Here is a 17242-nt window from a genome sequence, read left to right on the forward strand (position 1 = left end):
CCCTTCGGAGACGATCACCGTGACCGCCTCGTACCGTCTTTTGGGGTGCTGCCGTCCTTGAGCAGTTCGGCGGCGCGCCGGGTGGACGGCGACCTCGGCCTCGAGTTCTGCGATCCGACGACGCGCCGCGACCAGTTCGGCGTGGTCGGTGCTGGTGGTGCCGGGTAGTTGCCCGGAGTCGATGAGCTCCTGGCGGCGCCAGGCGTAGATCGTCTGGTCACTGATGTCGAGGTCCGCCGCGACCTGGGCGACACGGCGGCCGGACGCGACCAGGTCGAGGACTTTGCGCCGGAACTCGGGTGGGTACCGCTTGGGCGTCGTGGGTTGTCCTCCGGGCTACTGAGATGAGTGATCATCCAGCAACCCGACTCCGAAGAACCAGGGGAGGATCGCTCCGCGCCGTCGAGCAGGCCGGTCGGGTACCTAAACACCGCGCGGTGTGGCACGACTCGAACGGCACGGTCAAGGCGGCGGTCAGCTCCAGGCGTCGCTCACCGTCATCGTCGGCGAACGCGACCTCGAAGGCCTCGATCGAGGCGGCAGGCGAGCCCCCGATGACCAGCTCCAGGCGGGGTACGCGGGGCATCAGCCATCTCCCCCGAACTCCGCCGCTACCTCCGCTACCTAGGTCCGAAGCTCCGCCATCTTCGTTCGAACAGGGCACGACAACAACGAAACCCTTTGGTGACAGTAATCGCTGGTAAGTGACAGATATCGCTGGTTGTAACACGACCGTCCATAGAAGACGGACGGATCGTTCGACGCTCCGCTTGACTTCGCGGGACAAGGAAGCGTCCATAGTCGTGCGGCCCGGTACTACCGGATGCGCACCGGGGGCCGCACCCGCTCCGGCCGGGGCATGACCACCACACCACACGTCACTTCCTGCGAGGTAGTCATGTCCACCAACGCCACACCGACGCTGCGGGCTGTCCCCGACCCGGCGAAGCCGCGGACCGACACCGAGGAGAAACTGTGGCAGGCACTGCTGGCCAACCCCGGCAGCACCGCCGCCGCGCTGTCGACCGCCGCCGGGATCGGCAAGTCCACCGCACCTAAGATCCTCACCCGCTGGGAGAAGGACGGTCTCGTCACCCGAACCGCCGGGATCGCCGACGGTGGATCGCGTCCCGCCGACCGCTGGTCGATCATCACCAGTGACCAGCCCTCCGCTGAAGACCCGTCTGCGAATAACGGGCCGACCGGTGACCAGCCCGCTCCCGAGGACGACCCGCCCGCTGCTGCGGCGGATGAGGCGCAGGCGGATACGAGGTCGAAGGGCGAGCGCTTGGCACCGGGGGCGTTGCGCGGAATGGTCGAGGACCACCTGCGGGAGCACTCCGGGCAGGACTTCAGCCCGAATGCGATGGGCAGGGCGCTGAACCGGTCGGCCGGTGCGGTGCACAACGCGCTGGAGAAGCTGGTCGCCGACGGCTACGCCGTGCGCACCAGCGACAAGCCCAGGAAGTACGCGCTCGCCCCGGCCCACGACGACTCCGCCGTACGCACCTGACGGCCCGGGGGCACTGGTATCGCCGCCCGCCCCACCACTCACGCCGGACGACCTACGGGAGCACAACCATGCGCATCACCGGCCCGGCGGACGCCACCGCCGACGATCACGAAGAGCACGACGCCCTCACCTCCACGTCGTCCTGCCACGCCATCGCCGACTTCTACGACGAGCACGGCACCCAACCGCGCTGGCTCGGTTCCGTCCAAGGCGACGCCGACCCGGCGTCACTGCGCGCCATCGACTCCGGCCGGAGGCTGCTGGAGGCAACCGACCCGCACAGCTTCACCACCGCCACAGCCGCCCTGGTCGATGCGTGGGCCGATCGGGACGACGGCCTGCGCTATCCGCCGTCGGACGGGTGGCCGTGGCCATGGCAGGACCTCCGCCACGCCGACTGGGTCTACACCTTCGACGGACAGCGGGTCTGGGTCGTCACCGACCGAGCCACAGTCGGCACCATCACCCCGACGGTCCTGCTGCCCGACCCGCAGGACGTCCTCGCGCGACGGGTCGAACTGCTCGACGACCTCCATCGCCGAACCGACCCCACCGCCGAGGACCGCCCCGCCGCCCCAGGACAACCCAGCCCCCGGCGAAGCCGCTTCGACCTGCTGCACGAACACGTGCTCCGCGCCGGCGACCGCACACAACCGCTGACCGATCGCGAGGTCGCCGACCTGGCTTTCGCACTGACCAACCCGCTGGTCCGCGACGCCTGCCTGTCCTTCGCCGCCGGCGAGCACGCCGACCGCGCCGAGGCGTTGTGGACCGAACTGGTCCGGGCCAGCCCCACGCCCGAACGAGCCGAACCGGCCGCACTCCTGGCCGCGTTCGCCTACTCGCGACGGGACCTCGACCTGACCGCCGCCGCGGTCGGACACGCCAAGAGGAGCTGCCCAGGACACCGTCTCGCTGAACTGCTCGGCACCGCGCTGCGCAACGGCGTCCCTGCGGAAGCCCTGCCCGAGCTGGCCCGGCAAGGTCGGGAACTGATCTCCCAACTGTGACGCACGCCCGAACGTCGGTCTGCGCTCTTGCCCGGACTTGATTCTCGACAGCCGTGGGGGGGCCCCCCGGGGGCCCCCCCCCCGGCCCTTCCCTCACCGCCGTCCAGGGCAAGCCCTGTCCGAGAGCCCCATGACCCCACGCCGCAGCCGATTCAGCCCACTGTGGTGAACCGCTCGACTGGCCCTACAACCACCTCATCGACACCGGCTATGCCGCGCTGTGTTCCACCTGAACCAACATCCCAGACCCACGACAAGAACCTGGAGAACCGGCGGCGCCGGGGAACAGTCCTGCCCAAAGGCACCACTCACAGCAAAGCTCCCGTGAGCACCTCACTCGGCAACCAGACGAAAGATCGAGGCTAGGTCCGCGCCAGAGTGCCCGCGATCAGCGTGGCGACGGTGTTTTCCAGGGTCGTGCGCAGGTCCAGGGGCAGCGAGACCAGAGTGGGGTCGGTCTCGTAGGCGGCGAGCGCGCTGGCCGAGGGTCGGCAGTGGGACGACAGGGTGCCGGCCAGCATCAACGTCATCATGACGACGGTTTGGGCATCGTCGCCGAGTTCCGGAAGGTGTCGGCGGATGAGGTCGGCGATGGACGCGATGCTGGCGATGGCGGACCGCTTGAACCGCACGAGGGCCTCGACCGACACGTTGTGCTCCAGCACGCCGTGCTGTGCGTTGAGCAGATCCAGCAGGACCGCCTGGCGGGCGAGGGACGCGCTCAGCACCGCGGCCACCTGATCCCCGCGCTCCCGCACCGAGGCGCCCTGGTGGACACCGGCGGCGAGTTCCTCCGGCACCTGCGCCAGCCAGCTTGCCAGGGCTTGTGCCAGCAGTTCGAACAGCACCGCCTCACGGGACTCGAAGTAGCGCAGCACGTTCGACTTGGCCAGCCCGACCCGCCGGCTCAGCTCGTTGAGGCTGATCTCGGCGACCGGCATCTCGTCGAGCATCGCCGCCGCCGTGTCCAGGATCGCCTGGCGTCGGAGTTCGCGCTGCTCCGCGCTGCGCGCTCGCTGGAATGTCATGAGCCACAGTTTACAAACCGCCGGTCCCTTGACTATAGACCCATGGTCTCTTACCGTTGGGGCGCATAACAGACCGCCGGTCTGCGAGGAGAGTGCCATGAAGTGGAACGAACGCGACATCCCGGCCCAGAACGGCCGGGTGGCAGTCGTGACCGGCGCCAACGCCGGGCTGGGCTTCGAAACCGCCCGCGCCCTGGCCGACCACGGAGCGACGGTGGTACTGGCCGTACGGGACGTCGACAAGGGCAAGAAGGCGGCCGCATGCATGACCGGCGACGTGACCGTGCAGGAGTTGGACCTGACGTCATTGGACTCGATCCGTGCCGCCGCGGCCGACCTGCACGCCACCCTGCCCGGCATCGACCTGCTGATCAACAACGCCGGCGTGATGAACACGCCGAGGCAGACCACCCGGGACGGGTTCGAACTGCAGTTCGGCACCAATCACCTCGGCCACTTCGCGTTCACCGGGCTGCTGCTGGACCTGCTGCTGCCCAGGTCCGATTCCCGGGTCGTGACGGTCAGCAGCGTGGGCCACCGCAGCGGGGCCGTCCACTTCGACGACCTGCAGTCGGAGCGGTCCTACAGCCGGATGGGGGCCTACGCCCAATCCAAGCTGGCGAACCTGCTGTTCACCTACGAACTGCAGCGCCGGCTCATGCGGCACGCCTCGACGATCGCCGTGGCGGCGCACCCGGGCGTGGCCGCCACCGAACTGGTGCGCAGCTCACCCCGCGCCCTGCGGGTGCTCCTCCCGGTGATAGTGCCCCTGGTGAGCCAGAAGGCGGACAGGGGCGCGCTGCCGTCGCTGCGCGCGGCCACCGACCCCGCCGTCCTCGGCGGCCAGTACTACGGCCCGGACGGTCTCGGCGGATTCCGGGGAGACCCGCAGGTCGTCGCGTCCAGCCCGGCGTCCTACGACGTCACCGTCCAGCAACGCCTGTGGGCCGTCTCCGAGAACCTCACCGGCGTGAAATTCCCCGTCTAGCCACATGTCTCCTTGGTAGGAGGCCCGTTCCGGGATGAAAATCGGTGCCCCACCGGTCACGGTGGCACCGCCGGTCACGCCAGCACCTATTCTGGGACTAGACCACCACCGGTGGCAGCGTGGGGTCGAACATCGTCACCGGCCCGGTGAGGCAGAAGTACGAGGGGACGAGCAGCAGGCGGCGCCCGTTGAGGTGCAGGTCCTGGTCGCGGTGCCCTGGGATGCGCAGCTCGCCGGAGTCCCAGCTCATCGTGGGGCGCAGGCCGGTCAACAGGCCCTCGACGCCGCCGTCGGCGAGGGCACGGGCACGCAGCTGCCGGTCGCGTTCGACGGCCGCCTCGATCGTCCGCCGGTAGGGGGTGATCATCAGCTGCTAGCACGTGCGCATGGTTTCGGTGAGTTCGGCGAGCACCGCCGGTTCACCGTGGGCGAGCTTGCGGGCGTCGTCGGGCAGGTGTCGCGTCTGCACGAGATGCCGCAGGTCGTGGTCGAGAGCGGCCTTCGGAGTGGACCGGATGGCCTCCAGGCCGTGGTCCAGGCCGGCCATGGCCGCGCTGGGGTTGAGGAAGTCCGGGAAGTACCCGACGGGCGGGGTCAACGCCAGCAGCAGGCTCAGCCGGTCGCCCAGCGCGGCCGCCGGATGGCCGCCGCGGCGGTTCGGCGCCAGTCCCGGAACAACAGGTCGCCTGGTTGTGGCCGGAGCAGGTGCAGGCCCATCACCAGTTCCCAGAGCGGATCCGGAACCGGCGCGATCCGAGTTCGGGCAACGTCGTCGCGGGTGAAGTGAATCCTGAGCACGCGGTCTCCCCCGGTGCGTACGGAACGGCCTGGACCATGCCATCGGCCCTACAACTATTGTTGTCGGGTCTGGCAGCCGCCGTGTTCAGCACGACCGAAGGCCCTTGCCAGCACGATCGACCGCCGCACGGCCGGTCATGGGATCACCCGGGTTTCAAAGCCCACGGCCCTTCGAACGGCCCTTCGCCGTGGCCGCGGGGGGCGGGGGGCGGGGCGGCGGCGGTTCGGTGGCCGTACAGCCTGGCCGGTGGTCGGCCGGATCGGGGTTCCACGAGGCGGGTCGTGTGTCGCGGTCGGGGTCGAGGTGGTCGCCGAGGTCGGCCAGGGCGGCGACTCTGGCGACGACGACCTCGGCGTCGCAGCCGGGGCACCGGTCGAGCAGCAGCCACGACTGGCCGGGGGTGGTGTGGTCGGGGATGAACCGCCACGTGCTCCCGGTTGGCGGGTCGGTGACGGTGATCAGGTCGCCGGGGACGTCTCCGGTGCGGGTGGGGTAGGTGCGGTGGGGGTCGTCGGTGACCAGCACGGCATCCACCGGTACGTGCAGGGCGGTGGCGACGGTGCGGACGACACGGGCGCGACGTGCCCACCGGTTCCACGTCTCGGGGTTGTCGTGGCGACGGCGGAATCCGTCGGGGTCGGCGGCGCGGTGCGCGTGCGCGGCGCGTACCGCGCGTTCGGCGAGTCCGGGCGACGTGGTGGTCATCGCGGCCACCCGAGGGCGTCGCCGGCGAAAGCGGGGAGGTAGCCAACCCGGACAAGGTGGTGTTGCGTCGGGGAACCGGGCTGGGTTGCGACCCGCAGCGGCGTGGCGGGGTCGTGGGCGGACAGGGCGGTGATCGCGTCGCCCACGGTCGGGAGTCCGGTGGTGTCGGTCATCATGGTCATCTCGCGTGTGAGTGGTCGGCGTCGGCGGATGGTTCGGGACGGGGTGCCAGGTCCTGGATCGGCGGGTGGGCTAGCGGGCGGCGCGCAGGGCGGCGGTGGCGGCGCGCCCGATGATCCGCGCCGTGGCGGTGATGGGTGGGGTGGTGTCGCGGTGCTGCTGAACCAGGACGGTTGCCTGTGGCCGGGTGGTGGCGGGGCTGGTCCACCCGCAGAGGCACCAGGTGGTCGCCGTGCCGTCCGGGCGTGTGGCGGACTTCGGGTCGTGAACCTCGATTCGGCGGACGATCGCACCGTCGAGAGGGGTGTCGTAGTCGCTGATGGTCAGCCACAGCACGGCGCATCCGGCGGCGCGCATCCGGTCGAGTTTGCGCTGCCCGTCGCGGCGGGGTTGGTCGGGGAACCGGCCGTCGGACACTACGACCAACAGCCGCGCCGCGCCGGGGTGGGACAGGCCGAGGGCTCCGTCGAGGGCGTCCAGGGCGGTGGGGATGTCCTCCCAGTTGTCGAGGGTGTGGAACTCGGTGACGTGGGCGGGGTGTTTGCCGGGGTGGGTCAGTGGTCGCACCCGGTTGCCGAAGATCACGCTGGCGGTGTCGGCGGGGACCCTGGTGTGGCGGGCGGCGTCGGCGAGGATCCACGTGGCCGAGGCCACGTGGTCGCGTACCCATCCCATCGAGCCGGACACGTCGCACGCCACCCCGAGCCGCAGCGGCGGGGTCGGTACGGGGGTGCGGGTGACGCGGGTGAACGGTTCTGCGGTCACCGTGGCCCCGGCGGCGCGTTGGGCCTCGGATGCGCGGACCCCGCGCATCCGCAACCGGCCCGGCGGCACGTCCGAGGTGGACTTGACCGTCACCCGTTCCCGGAGCCCGGCGGTGTCCAATGCCCGCGCCAACACGCGTGCCGCCGAGCGTTCCTGCGGGGTGGGCGGGCGGGTGCCCGCCGTGGTGGTGGTCGCCCCGTCGTCCGGACCGCCGGCGTCGAACACCGCGCGCGCCGCCGTCCGGGCGACGTTCCCGGCGGCGGCCTCTCGGGCCTTCGCTGCGGCGGCGACGGCGGCGGGGTCCTGCGGCGGCTTCTCCCGCGCCGTCTTGCGCGCCACCTTGTCCAGCACGGCGGTGATCGCGCCGGCCAGCGGCGACGGCGTGCCGCCGACAGGGGGTGGTGTGGCCGGTCCGCCTTCGGTGCCGGTGGTGCCGCCCGACGGGTCGGGTGCCGCGCCGGGGGCGGGTTTGCCGGTGTCCGGGTCGGTGCCGGTGATCTCGCACCACTGCCGTCCGAGGTCGAGCATGGTCTCGCCGTCGTCGTCGGCGGTGCGCAACGCTTTGCGCCACACTGCCCGCAGCTTGTCCAGGGCGTCCTCGCCGAGCACGTCCCGCACGACCCGCGCGACGGGGGCGACCTCGGCTCGGGTGAGCACGCCTCCGTCGGCGCGTCCCAGCAGCAGGGCGGCGGCGCGGGCGGCGTCGGCTTTGGTCATCTGCGGGGCGGTGGCGGGGTCGGCGAACAGGTGCAGGTCGGCGGCGACGATGCCCTTGACGCACGCCCGCAACCAGTGCCGGTCGTCCGGGCGGCGGCGTACCTGTGCGGCTTCCATGCGGGGCTCTTCCAGCAGCATGGCGGCGGCGACCACGCCGGGCGGGGCGTCGGGCGGTGGTTCCCAGGCGGTGTGTTTGGCGTGTCCGCATTCGTGGGTCAGCGCGCCCCACGTCGGGGCGTAGCGGGACCGGTCGGACAGGTTCGCGGGGTCCACGGTGGCGGGGTCGACGCCGAGGTGGTCGCCGTCGATTTCGATCAGCGCGCGGGCGGGGTAGAAACACGCCGGGGCACCGCTGCCCGCGCCGGGGGCGACGCTGACCACGAGGTCGTTCCGGTCGGCGATCACGGGGACCTCGTCGGCGATGGCGGCGGACAGGGTCAGCCATTCCGGGCGGGTCGGGAAGACGGCGGCACCGGTGGCGTGCGGGTCGGTGGTGAGGTGGGTGCTCATGGCGAGTGTCCTTTCGGGACGGTCGCGCGTCGGCGGGGCGGGGGCGGGTCAGCGTGTGGTGGCGGTGATGCGGGCTCCCAGGGCGAGGGGTTTGACGATGCGTCCGAAGGCGTCGCGCACGACGGCGGCGACGGTGTCCCTGTCCACTTCCGGTGCGATGCCCACCAGGTTCGCGGCGGCGGCGTCGATTCCGAGTACGGCGGTGATCTTCTTGAACGCCAACAGCTCCCGTAGTTGCGGTGCCCAACCGACCTCGCCGCGTTCCTGCCGGGTGGCGAGGTTGCGTGCCACCCGCACCACCTTCGGGTCCACCCCCAACTGGTCGGCGAGGTCGTAGTCGCTGGACACCTGGACCTGCACCGAGAACCGGGACGAGAGGGCGTCGGTGAGCACCGCCCCGTGCACGCCGGGGTTGTGGCCGGCGACCACGTAGAACCCCGGCGCGGCGTCCACGACCTCTCCCCCGTTGGCCTTGACGACGATCTGCCGGCGGCCGTCCATCGCGGGGTAGACCACGGCGAGCACGGTCGGCGGGATCAGGGTCGCGTCGTCGATGAACAACGGCACGCCCTCGCGCATCGCGCGAACCAGAGGACCGTGCACGAATACGAACTCGCCGTCCGGGGTCTTCGTGTAGTCGCCCACCAGGTCGGCCACCACCGTGTCCCCGTCGCCCTGCACCGTGACGCAGTCCGGGAACGCCGCCTCCACCACCGACGTCTTGCCCGTCCCCGGTGGCCCGTACAACAGCGCGGCGACCCCCGCCTCCTTCAATCGCCGCAATGCCGTCACGTCGGGCAACATCGTCCCCGCCACCAAACGCGGGTGGTACTCCGTGCCGTTGGGACGCAACACCGGACCGGTCACCGCGCCCGCCGATCGTTTCCCGGCGGGCGCGGCAGGGGCACCCGTGGACACGGTTCCCGTCCGTCGCGCGGCGGCGGGTTTCCGGCGCGGCGCGCGGGCCGGGGCGGCGGCGGTCGCCGTGGTGGTAGTCGCCCGATAGGCCAGCGGCGACGTCGACGCGACCTCCGCCGCACCCTGACCGGCCAACGTCCGGCACGCATTGCCCACCGCCCCGGAAGACCGGTTCAACCTGGCCGCGATCACGCGCGGGGTCAACGCGGCGGGCGCGCTGTCGGCCAGGACGCCGGCGACCATCGCGCGCAGCTCACCGCTACGCAACCGGGGAACCGCCGCCGACACCGACGGCCGGGCGGTGGCGGCCGGGGCGGGCATCGTCGCCATTCCCAACGGTTTCCCGGCACTGGGACCACCGCGCCGAACGCCCGACGTGCCGGCCGCGCCCGGTGCGGGCAACGCCGTACACGACAGTTCGTGCATCGTGACGATCTCACCGGATGCCGATACACGCCGGTCACCCAACGCGCAACCGGGGCACTTCGGTTCGACAACGGCGGGAACAGCGGTTTCGTCCATCATTCCTCCATCGGGTACAGCTAACGCCAGGTTCGGTATTCGATGCGATTCCCGGCTTCTCTGGCGGCAATTAATTGTCACTCGTCGGCAGGAATACCGCAACAGTTCGCCAGCTCATTTTCAAGACTCTTTCCGGAACGGCCGCCCGGCCACCGATTCAGCACCGCCCACGGGGACACAAATCCGACTGTCGGCAATCGACGGGCCCGCAGTATCACGCAGCCCAACGCCACTAAATGCGTCGAACCCACAGAGCGAAGCAAAGGACGAAAGAAAACAGGAAAGCCGAATGCAGAAAGGTTTGCGAGAACAGGAATGGAAGGGTCACGAGAGCAACGGACGACCGGTGGACCAACGGCGATACGCGAACCCGAGCGAGACCACGTGCCCGCCCCGATGTGTTCACCGGCTTGTGGACAAGCGAGTCTGGGCTACCAGCGGATCCCCTCACAGGCCCACTGACCGGCATCTTCGCCTGTCGGAGAAGGTGGCGCTCTAACAGGATCCCCGATCTGACCCACAAGGTGATCCCCCATGTGAACCCCCAATGGAAGTCACCGTACGCGCAGTCGATCTCCTCACTGACCACCCAGGGCGACCGGCACGCTCGACGAGAGCGCTGCCGCTCTTCGCGAGGACGGACGTCACCCTGGGCAGCGTCGACACACGGCGAGGCGTGCGGCGGCAAAGCCGGATGCGACGATCCCGCGGGGTCCGTGCGATCCGAGGAATCTTTTCGTCGGCAAGCAGGTGCCCATCGCGACCCGGGTAACACCGTGCGACGACCCGCGCTTCGAGCCGAGAACATCTCCACGGGCAACTCGTACTTCCTCGACGAGAATTCGACGGACAAACACGCCGTTCCGCACGATAGCATTCCGGCACACAACCCGAAAAAGATGCGCGAACAGGGCCTCGTCACTCGACTGAGGAGCGACGAGACTTTTCGCCAGGAAGTCCTGTACTTGTTCACCCGGATGTCGCCGAGGTGTCGCCTCTGGGTGGAGGCTCCGATCGAGTGGACTCGGACGCCTCGGGAATTGCTGGAGCAGTTCAGGCGTACAGCCCTGGCGCGGTAGCGAAAGCGCCTTTCCGACGACACTGTGGAGTTCCACGATGACGACCGGTCCAGGGCGCGCGGCGTGGTCCACGCACCGGCGGCTGATCGACTTGGCCGCCGCCGGCCGGGCGTGCCGTCGTGGTGGTCACCCGGCCTTGCCGTGCCCACGGCCGACTCCGAGTGGGTGGCGGGGGCCGGCGGCGTCGTGACGACGGCGGAGCCGCTCGGCCAGGCTGATCGCCTCCGGGGTGGGCCGGTCGTCGACTTCGGCCAGCCGGGCGGTCAGCAGCGTGAGTGTTCTGGGGATGGCGTCGAGGCGGCCGAGGCGTTCCTGCAGGCGCATGATGTCGCGGTAGATCAACTCGTTGTGCGGGTCGAACGCCCGCGCGATCTCCAGCAGGTCCAGGGTCTGCTGCGGGTCGTGCTCGACGAGGGCGCGGGCCAGGGCGGCGACGGCGTCGATGGCGTCGCGGCGGATGGCCTCCCGCGCGGTTTCGATCCACTCGGTGCTCATCCCGTCGGCCAGCGGACCGCTGTAGCAGTCCACGATGCGCCGGTAGGCGTCGACCCTTTGGTGGTCGGTGGTGGCGGTGCGGCGGACGGCCACGGCGGCGGCGAAGGACCAGTAGTCGACCTGCACCAGATCGGGGTCGAGTCGGTAGCGGCCTTCCCCGACCAGCACGACGTTCGACAAGACGCCGTCGGTCGCGGCGGTCAGGGCGCGGCGCAGGCGGCTGAGGCTGGTGTTCATCGCGTTGGTGGTGCGCTCCGGCGGGCGGGTGGCCCACAGAGCGGCGATGAGCGCCTCGCGGCTGGCACCGTCGGGATGCAGTGCGAGGAAAACCAGCAGCTCGCGAAGCCGCGGTTGGAAGGCCGAGGTGATCTCGCGTTCGGCGACCTCACCGTCGGGGTCTGCAGGCTCGGGGCACCACCACAGTTGCGGCGGTCCCAGCACCCTGATCCGCATCGGCATCGGTGGAACACCCCGGCCGGGGTTGGCGGCGCCCTCAGGTTCGCCACCCCGCGGACGATCCGGGCCGGTGACCGGCGTGGTGTGGTCGGCGCGGGGTTCCCTCCGCGCGCGTACGGGCCGGTCGGGACACAACCGGGAACCGGGCGAGGAAGCGGACGCCGCTGCGAGGATTTCCAGATCGCGGTCGCCTTGTCGTTCGGCGGCGCCGCAAGCTGCCGGCAGCTCCCATTCGACGTCGTCGGCCGGTTCCTTCGCGTCCGGTCGCTCGCCGTGCCCGCTTGTGACTCCGCCTTTCCGGCTATCGGCCGGTGGCTTGGCAGGGCCGAAGGCCGCGGCGGACATGTCGGACACGACGTGGGGACGAGGCGGAAGGACTGATGGCGGCGGGTTGTCCGCGGTGCGTTCGGGATCGGTCGGATTGTCGGGGGCAGCGCGGTGCAGTAGGGCCAGCAGATCTGCGGTGTGGTCGTCGCCGAGCCGGAACACGCGGGTGCCGCGCAGTGGCTCACCCATGCCGGGACTGGTGGTGGAGATGGTGCCGTCGTCGCGGACGTAGGCGGTCACTCCGGAGTTCCACTGTCCCAGCAGCAGCCCGGTCACGCCGACGGACGATCCGTTGTCCAACACCGCCTGCAGCCGCCGCGACTGCCGTCCGGGCGTTCGGGCCACCAGCACAACCGGTGCCCACGGGCGGCAGGTGGACGAGCGTTGGCCAGCGCGCACCAGGAGCTCGGACTCCATCACGTCCAGGGCAGCGTCGAGGTCGGGTGCCACGTGCAGGCTCGCCGGACGTGGCGCCTGTGCCGCCCGCCAGCCCACCAGGGTGGCGAGGTCCTCGGCGGGAACGATCACCCTGGCCGCCTCGTCCGCGGCGGTCAGGGCTGTGGCGAGCAGCGCACGGGCCGCGCCGGCGGCACCCACGCCGAGCAGACCCAGACCGTGCGCGGCGGCCACGTCCAAGGCGATCTCGCGGCCGTCGCGCACACCGACCGGCAAAGGCGTGTGGCCGTCGAGGGTGCTGTCGTCGTGACCGAGCACGATCGGTGGTGCCGTTGTCCGCCGCAGTCGCCGGCCCGGCCGATCGAGGTCCGGATCGTCGTCATCCCCGAGATCGAGGCCGAGGTCGGCCTGGTCGGCGCGCAGGTGCGCCAGCCGCAGCTGGTACACCACCGGGGCGACGGGTAGGTCGCTGCGGTCGCCGCTGCCGGGCCGGTATCGACGCCGGCTGCGGTGACGGGCCACGACCAGCGCGGCGCTGACCGCCGAGGCCAGACCGAGGCCGACGAACAGCTCCTCGCCCCAGCTGAACCCCGGCTCGGCAGGCACGTCCGTACTCGGCGGCGCTGGAGCGGCCGGCGGCTGGGCGGCCTGGCGGCTCGGCGTTGGGGCGGGCGCCTGGGTGGTGGGAGCAGGCCGGCTGGCGGAGGGTGCCGGTGCTGTCGGGCTGACGGGAGGTGGTGTTGCGGTGGCCGGAGGTGGGTTCACAGGTTCGACCGACGGTGGGGTGGGATGGGTGGGCGGTGGCGCGGGGACGGTGGCGTCGTCGGGCAAGGTCATCTCTTCGCCGGGGAAGACCAGGCTGGGGCGGGTGAAGGTGCCGCCGCCCGGTTGCGGCTTGCTCTGGTTGAGCGCGTAGATCTCCGGCCAGCGGTCGCCGTCGCCCAGCGTGCGTTCGGCCATCCGCCACAGCGAGTCGTACACACCGGTCACGGGGTCGTACGCGAGAACCACGGCGGACTTCGCGCGGGCGACCCGCTCGGCGGCGACAACGGGCGCTGCCCGGTGCGGTGCGGTGCAGGCGGCCGGACACACCTGGGCTGCTGATCGCTCGGGCGCCGGATTCCAGGCCGGTGCCGCCGCGACCACGCCGGTGCCGCCGGTCACGAGGGCGTGGGGGGATGCGGCGGGGACGCCGGCGCGCTGGCCCAGGATCGAGACCAGGACCGCGCCCACGAGCACGGCCGCGATCCGGTGCACAGGTCCGGCTGCCGACAGGTCCGGCTGCCGACAGTTCCGGCATCCGGGCGTCGCGGGCGATGTCGATCGCGCAGCGGGCGACGTCGAGGGTGAAGGAAGCCCAGACCACCCAGGTCAGGCAGGCAAGGAAGTCCAGCAGGAACGTCGTGCTCATCGGGCCGAGCAGCACGCCCTGGACCTCCGCCCAGGAAGGCAGGCGGTCCGGCAGAGGCCAGCCGACGAAGTCCGTCAACGCCCACGGCAGTCCCGCCAGCAGCGCGGACAGGACAACGGCGGCCAGCACTCCGCGCACCAGCCGCGCGAGCACCCGCAGCACGCGCCCGGCACCGTGCCACGCCCGACAGCGCACACGCGGCGTCCGATACGGCTTCCGACGGGAGGTTCGCGATGCGGTCATAACGTGCTCATTCCCCAACAGAACAGCAACTTTCGGGCACGCCGCCGAGTGGAAGACCAAGCCACAGGGCTCCGTGTCGGCGGGCGAGCCCGACGGGAAGGCGAACACGGTCAGCTCGCCTGCGCGACGAGCCGCTCGGGTGCGTCCTGAGCCCCGGCGGAGCCGAGACCCTCACGCGGACCAGGTGCTTGGCCGGGCGTCGCCGACGTCCTCGATCCCGAACTGCGCCGCATGTCGCTGCGGGTGCTGGAGGCGCCCGTGGTCTTCTTGCGTTTGCCACGGCCGGTCCTGCGGCCCGTGACCCATGCGGTGAGGTCAGCGGGCTTGAGGTCGGTGAACCGGGCCAACTCGTCGACGCCGATGACGTCCTGCGCCTCGGCGAGCACGTCGCCGAGTTCACGCTCGACGTCCTCGAGTTGTTCGATGATCGCGGCGCGGCGATGGGCGAGTTCACCGACCTGCTGCGCTGCGGCGGCCCGCCGTACGCTGCGGGCGGCGTCGGTCTGCTCGACGCGCCGACGGATCTCCTCGGGCGTTGTCATCCTGTCTCCTTTGTAGGTGCTGCACGGTGAACAGCGGTGGTCATGGATCGATCTCGGTCACCCCGCGCTGCGGATGAGCGCTGCCCTGCCCGTGAACCTGGAGCGCGCCGATGCCGACCAGTCCGAGTAGTTGAGTGGTCTGGGTCACGGTCACGGTCACGGTGACCGTGACGGTGTCGCCGGAGACGGTCACCGTTCCGGTGGCGCCCTCGGCGGCCAAGTGGGCCTTCGCGTTGGCGACCGCCTGCGCGGGCACCAACCGCACGGTTCCGCTGCCGCGGTAGGCGGTCAGGTCGATGGCCTGGGCACCGGCGCGGGCCGCGGCCTCAGCCTGACCGTTGGCCCGAACCTTCGCGGCCAGCGCAAGGCCACCGTCCAGGGTGAGCCCGGCCAGGGCGAGAATGCCGGTGGTGAGCGCCATGACGAACGCAGTCACATTGCCTTCGTCGGCGCGCCACCAACGCACACCAGTACGCCACCGCACCACACCGGGCGGCCGGCAACCACGATCCCGGCAGGTCATGTCCGGCTCCCGGTGTTCGCCGTCGAGCGCCAGAGGTCGACCGGTTCGACCGAGGTGGCCGACAGCGTCTTGCCGCCCGGCACGCCGAGAATGAGCGCGTCACCAAAGTCCACGCTGCAGGACACGGTGACGCTGACCGTGCCACCGGGCCGTAGGCCACCGGTGGTGGTGTCCACCGACAGGGACGCGCACGCTGCGCCGAACTGCGACAGCGCACTCGCGGCGGTGGACCGGGCGGCAGCGGTGGCGGCGGCAGGGGTGCGTTCGATACTGGCGGCGCGGGCGGCCTGGTGGGCGGCGTCGTCGATCCGGATGCGCGCGTCCACGCCCCGGTGGATCACCACGCCCACGAACACCAGCAACATGACCAGGAACGGCGTGGCGATGGTGACTTCGGCGGCCACCGAGCCGTTGTCAGCCCGCCACCAGGCCAACCACTCCCGGCGACCGTGCGGTCGACGGCTGTGGCGGCACCGGGACGGTGTCTCGCGCATACAGAGCGTCGTTAGCGATGCGGTCATCGGTTCACCCACCTGCAAGTTCGGGAACGAAGCGTTCGACCGGTCCGACGGCCTCGGCGTGCACAGGCAGGCTCAGGAACGGCACCACCGAGGTCGCGGTCCCGCTGATGCGCACCGACGCCGAGGCCGCACCGCGGTCGGTGCTGACGGCGGCGTCACGCAGCGGGCCTGCGGCAAGCTGGTCGAGGATCTGCTGCGCACTCGTCGTTCCCGCCATCGAGGTCCCGTTCTGCGCCCTCGCTGCGGCCAGCCCTTGCGAGGCGGCAGCCTGGGCGATGTGGGTGGCGTGCGACCAGAGCGCGAACTGCACGATGGCCAGCAGCATCAGCAACAGCAGCGGTGTAGCGATCACCAACTCCGCGCTGACCGCTCCTCGCTCGTCGCGCAACGCCCGCCGGAACTGTCGAGTCCAACGGCTATGGCGTTCCGGTCGCGCATCGATGAAGTCCTTACGGCCACGGGTATCACATGGTGATGCCATTGGCTTTCTCGGTGACCTTGGCGACCACGATCGCGACGACCGCGAGTGCTGCGAGGACGAGCAGGGCGGTCACCAGGACGGTCTCGGTCGAGTACCCGGCGTCCGGTTCGCGGCGCAACGTCTCCCAGCGTGCTTGTAGAGTTGTCCACAACGCCTCCATGTGCGAGTGCATCACGTTCTCCTACCCTGTCGTGCCCGGCATGACGTCACAGTCCATTGAGGACTTGTGTCAGTGCCGGGTAGGCGATGAATGTCAGGAATCCGAGGAACAGCAACATGACCGGCAGCGACATGCGTTCGGTGGCGGCTTGGGCCTGGCTCTCGGCCTCGGTGATCTGGTGGGTGCGCAGGGTGGCGGCCTTGGCGGCCAGCGAGGCGCGGACCTTGGCGCCCTCGGTGCCGGCCAGACTGACCGACGCGGCCAACTCGGCGAGTTCGGTCACGTCCAGTTCCTCCCCGAGGCGGCGCAGTGCCGTCCATGGGGTGGTGCGGGTCAGGCGCGCGGTGTCCAGGGCGCGGCGGATCCGGTCGAATGCCCACCCGCGGCCGATGGTGACCGCGCCGCCCAGGGCGCTGTCGACCCCGGCGCCACCGGCGAGAGTGATCCACACCAGGTCCAGGTAGGCGGAGAGGGCGTGGCGGAACCCGACGCGCAGTGTGGCGGCCTCGGTGCGGGCGTGCAGGTCCGGTCCGACGAACCCGGCCGCGGCGAGCGTGAGCCCGGCGATGATCGGCAGCTCGACGCCGGGGCCGAGGCCGGCCGCGGTGAGGGCGACGGTGGGCAGGACGGGCAGTAGCAGTCCGGCGACGGTGAGAGTGGCTTTCTCCGCCAGGTGGGTCGAGGTCGCCCGGCCGATGACCGCCAGGTCGCGGGCCAGGCGTGGGCCGGGAAGGCCCAGGGCGCGCAGCGGGGCGACGGCGGGTCGTCCGAGCCGCGCGGCCCAGCCGCTGGCGTCGGTGTCATCGGTGGCGGGGGTCGGTGCCGGGGCGGGTGGTGTTGTGGCGTGGGCCAGGACGGTGCCGAGCGTCGGGCGTGGCGGGAATATCCCGACGGTCAGCGCCCACAGCCCGAGCCCGAGACCGGCTCCCAGTGCGATCGGGGTGATCATGTTG

At 71.0% G+C, this 17242-nt stretch carries 18 protein-coding genes and 1 pseudogene; 4 read left to right on the forward strand and 15 right to left on the reverse strand.

Annotated features, from left to right (window positions below):
- Nucleotides 1-45: 45 nt before the first annotated feature.
- Nucleotides 46-168: a hypothetical protein gene (locus LNK82_RS46690; protein ID WP_268996238.1), complete on the forward strand. Its 123-nt coding sequence runs from the start codon at nt 46-48 to the stop codon at nt 166-168.
- Here LNK82_RS46690 and LNK82_RS48255 read toward each other — a convergent pair.
- Nucleotides 148-282: pseudogene (locus tag LNK82_RS48255) on the reverse strand (transposase); the annotation flags it as partial. The gene LNK82_RS46690 and the pseudogene LNK82_RS48255 sit on opposite strands and share 21 nt — an antisense overlap.
- Nucleotides 283-898: 616 nt before the next feature.
- On the opposite strand from LNK82_RS48255, the gene LNK82_RS12010 reads away from it, so the two are divergent.
- Both LNK82_RS12010 and LNK82_RS12015 read left to right on the forward strand, forming a co-directional pair.
- Entirely contained in the window at nt 899-1513 is a 615-nt protein-coding gene (locus LNK82_RS12010) for a MarR family transcriptional regulator (RefSeq protein WP_230567025.1), read from the forward strand.
- Between the two features lie 68 nt (nt 1514-1581).
- Nucleotides 1582-2523 carry a DUF4192 domain-containing protein gene (locus LNK82_RS12015; RefSeq protein ID WP_230567026.1) on the forward strand — a complete coding sequence of 314 codons (942 nt, stop codon included), beginning with the start codon at nt 1582-1584 and terminating at the stop codon, nt 2521-2523.
- 362 nt (nt 2524-2885) lie between these two features.
- Here the strand turns inward: LNK82_RS12015 and LNK82_RS12020 are convergent, their stop codons facing one another.
- Complete coding sequence (locus LNK82_RS12020; RefSeq protein ID WP_230567027.1) at nt 2886-3551, reverse strand: TetR/AcrR family transcriptional regulator; 666 nt, start codon at nt 3549-3551, stop codon at nt 2886-2888.
- 97 nt (nt 3552-3648) lie between these two features.
- Between LNK82_RS12020 and LNK82_RS12025 the strand changes: the two genes are divergently transcribed.
- Nucleotides 3649-4539, forward strand: coding sequence for an SDR family NAD(P)-dependent oxidoreductase (locus LNK82_RS12025; RefSeq protein ID WP_230567028.1), 891 nt, complete (start codon nt 3649-3651; stop codon nt 4537-4539).
- A gap of 97 nt (nt 4540-4636) precedes the next feature.
- Here LNK82_RS12025 and LNK82_RS12030 read toward each other — a convergent pair whose 3' ends face one another.
- The 13 genes from LNK82_RS12030 to LNK82_RS12090 all read right to left on the reverse strand — a co-directional run bounded on the left by LNK82_RS12030 (nt 4637) and on the right by LNK82_RS12090 (nt 17238).
- Complete coding sequence (locus LNK82_RS12030) at nt 4637-4906, reverse strand: hypothetical protein (protein WP_230567029.1); 270 nt, start codon at nt 4904-4906, stop codon at nt 4637-4639.
- 6 nt (nt 4907-4912) lie between these two features.
- The gene (locus LNK82_RS12035) at nt 4913-5137 is read right to left on the reverse strand and encodes a hypothetical protein (RefSeq protein WP_230567030.1); all 225 of its coding nucleotides are present in this window, start codon (nt 5135-5137) and stop codon (nt 4913-4915) included.
- 14 nt (nt 5138-5151) lie between these two features.
- A complete protein-coding gene (locus LNK82_RS12040) occupies nt 5152-5337 on the reverse strand; it encodes a hypothetical protein (RefSeq protein WP_230567031.1) in 186 nt (61 codons plus the stop codon).
- 154 nt (nt 5338-5491) lie between these two features.
- Nucleotides 5492-6043: a hypothetical protein gene (locus LNK82_RS12045; protein WP_230567032.1), complete on the reverse strand. Its 552-nt coding sequence runs from the start codon at nt 6041-6043 to the stop codon at nt 5492-5494.
- 252 nt (nt 6044-6295) lie between these two features.
- Nucleotides 6296-8215 (reverse strand): vWA domain-containing protein, encoded by a 1920-nt coding sequence (locus LNK82_RS12050; RefSeq protein WP_230567033.1) that lies wholly within the window; start codon nt 8213-8215, stop codon nt 6296-6298.
- Nucleotides 8216-8263: 48 nt separating this feature from the next.
- Nucleotides 8264-9454, reverse strand: a complete 1191-nt coding sequence (locus LNK82_RS12055; protein WP_230567034.1) for an AAA family ATPase — start codon at nt 9452-9454, stop codon at nt 8264-8266.
- Between the two features lie 1406 nt (nt 9455-10860).
- Nucleotides 10861-13641 carry a BTAD domain-containing putative transcriptional regulator gene (locus LNK82_RS47655; RefSeq protein ID WP_230567035.1) on the reverse strand — a complete coding sequence of 927 codons (2781 nt, stop codon included), beginning with the start codon at nt 13639-13641 and terminating at the stop codon, nt 10861-10863.
- A 531-nt stretch (nt 13642-14172) separates the two neighbouring features.
- Nucleotides 14173-14604, reverse strand: coding sequence for a hypothetical protein (locus LNK82_RS12065; RefSeq protein WP_230567036.1), 432 nt, complete (start codon nt 14602-14604; stop codon nt 14173-14175).
- A 40-nt stretch (nt 14605-14644) separates the two neighbouring features.
- Entirely contained in the window at nt 14645-15127 is a 483-nt protein-coding gene (locus LNK82_RS12070; RefSeq protein WP_230567037.1) for a pilus assembly protein TadG-related protein, read from the reverse strand.
- Nucleotides 15124-15531 (reverse strand): pilus assembly protein TadE, encoded by a 408-nt coding sequence (locus tag LNK82_RS12075; protein WP_230567038.1) that lies wholly within the window; start codon nt 15529-15531, stop codon nt 15124-15126. The genes LNK82_RS12070 and LNK82_RS12075 overlap by 4 nt, the downstream gene beginning before the upstream one ends.
- A 121-nt stretch (nt 15532-15652) precedes the next feature.
- Entirely contained in the window at nt 15653-16036 is a 384-nt protein-coding gene (locus LNK82_RS12080; RefSeq protein WP_230567039.1) for a TadE/TadG family type IV pilus assembly protein, read from the reverse strand.
- A 76-nt stretch (nt 16037-16112) separates the two neighbouring features.
- Nucleotides 16113-16301 carry a hypothetical protein gene (locus LNK82_RS12085; protein WP_230567040.1) on the reverse strand — a complete coding sequence of 63 codons (189 nt, stop codon included), beginning with the start codon at nt 16299-16301 and terminating at the stop codon, nt 16113-16115.
- 34 nt (nt 16302-16335) lie between these two features.
- Complete coding sequence (locus tag LNK82_RS12090) at nt 16336-17238, reverse strand: type II secretion system F family protein (protein WP_230567041.1); 903 nt, start codon at nt 17236-17238, stop codon at nt 16336-16338.
- Nucleotides 17239-17242 lie beyond the last annotated feature (4 nt).

The sequence above is a fragment of the Saccharothrix luteola genome, from assembly GCF_020859565.1.
GTDB lineage: Bacteria > Actinomycetota > Actinomycetes > Mycobacteriales > Pseudonocardiaceae > Actinosynnema > Actinosynnema luteola.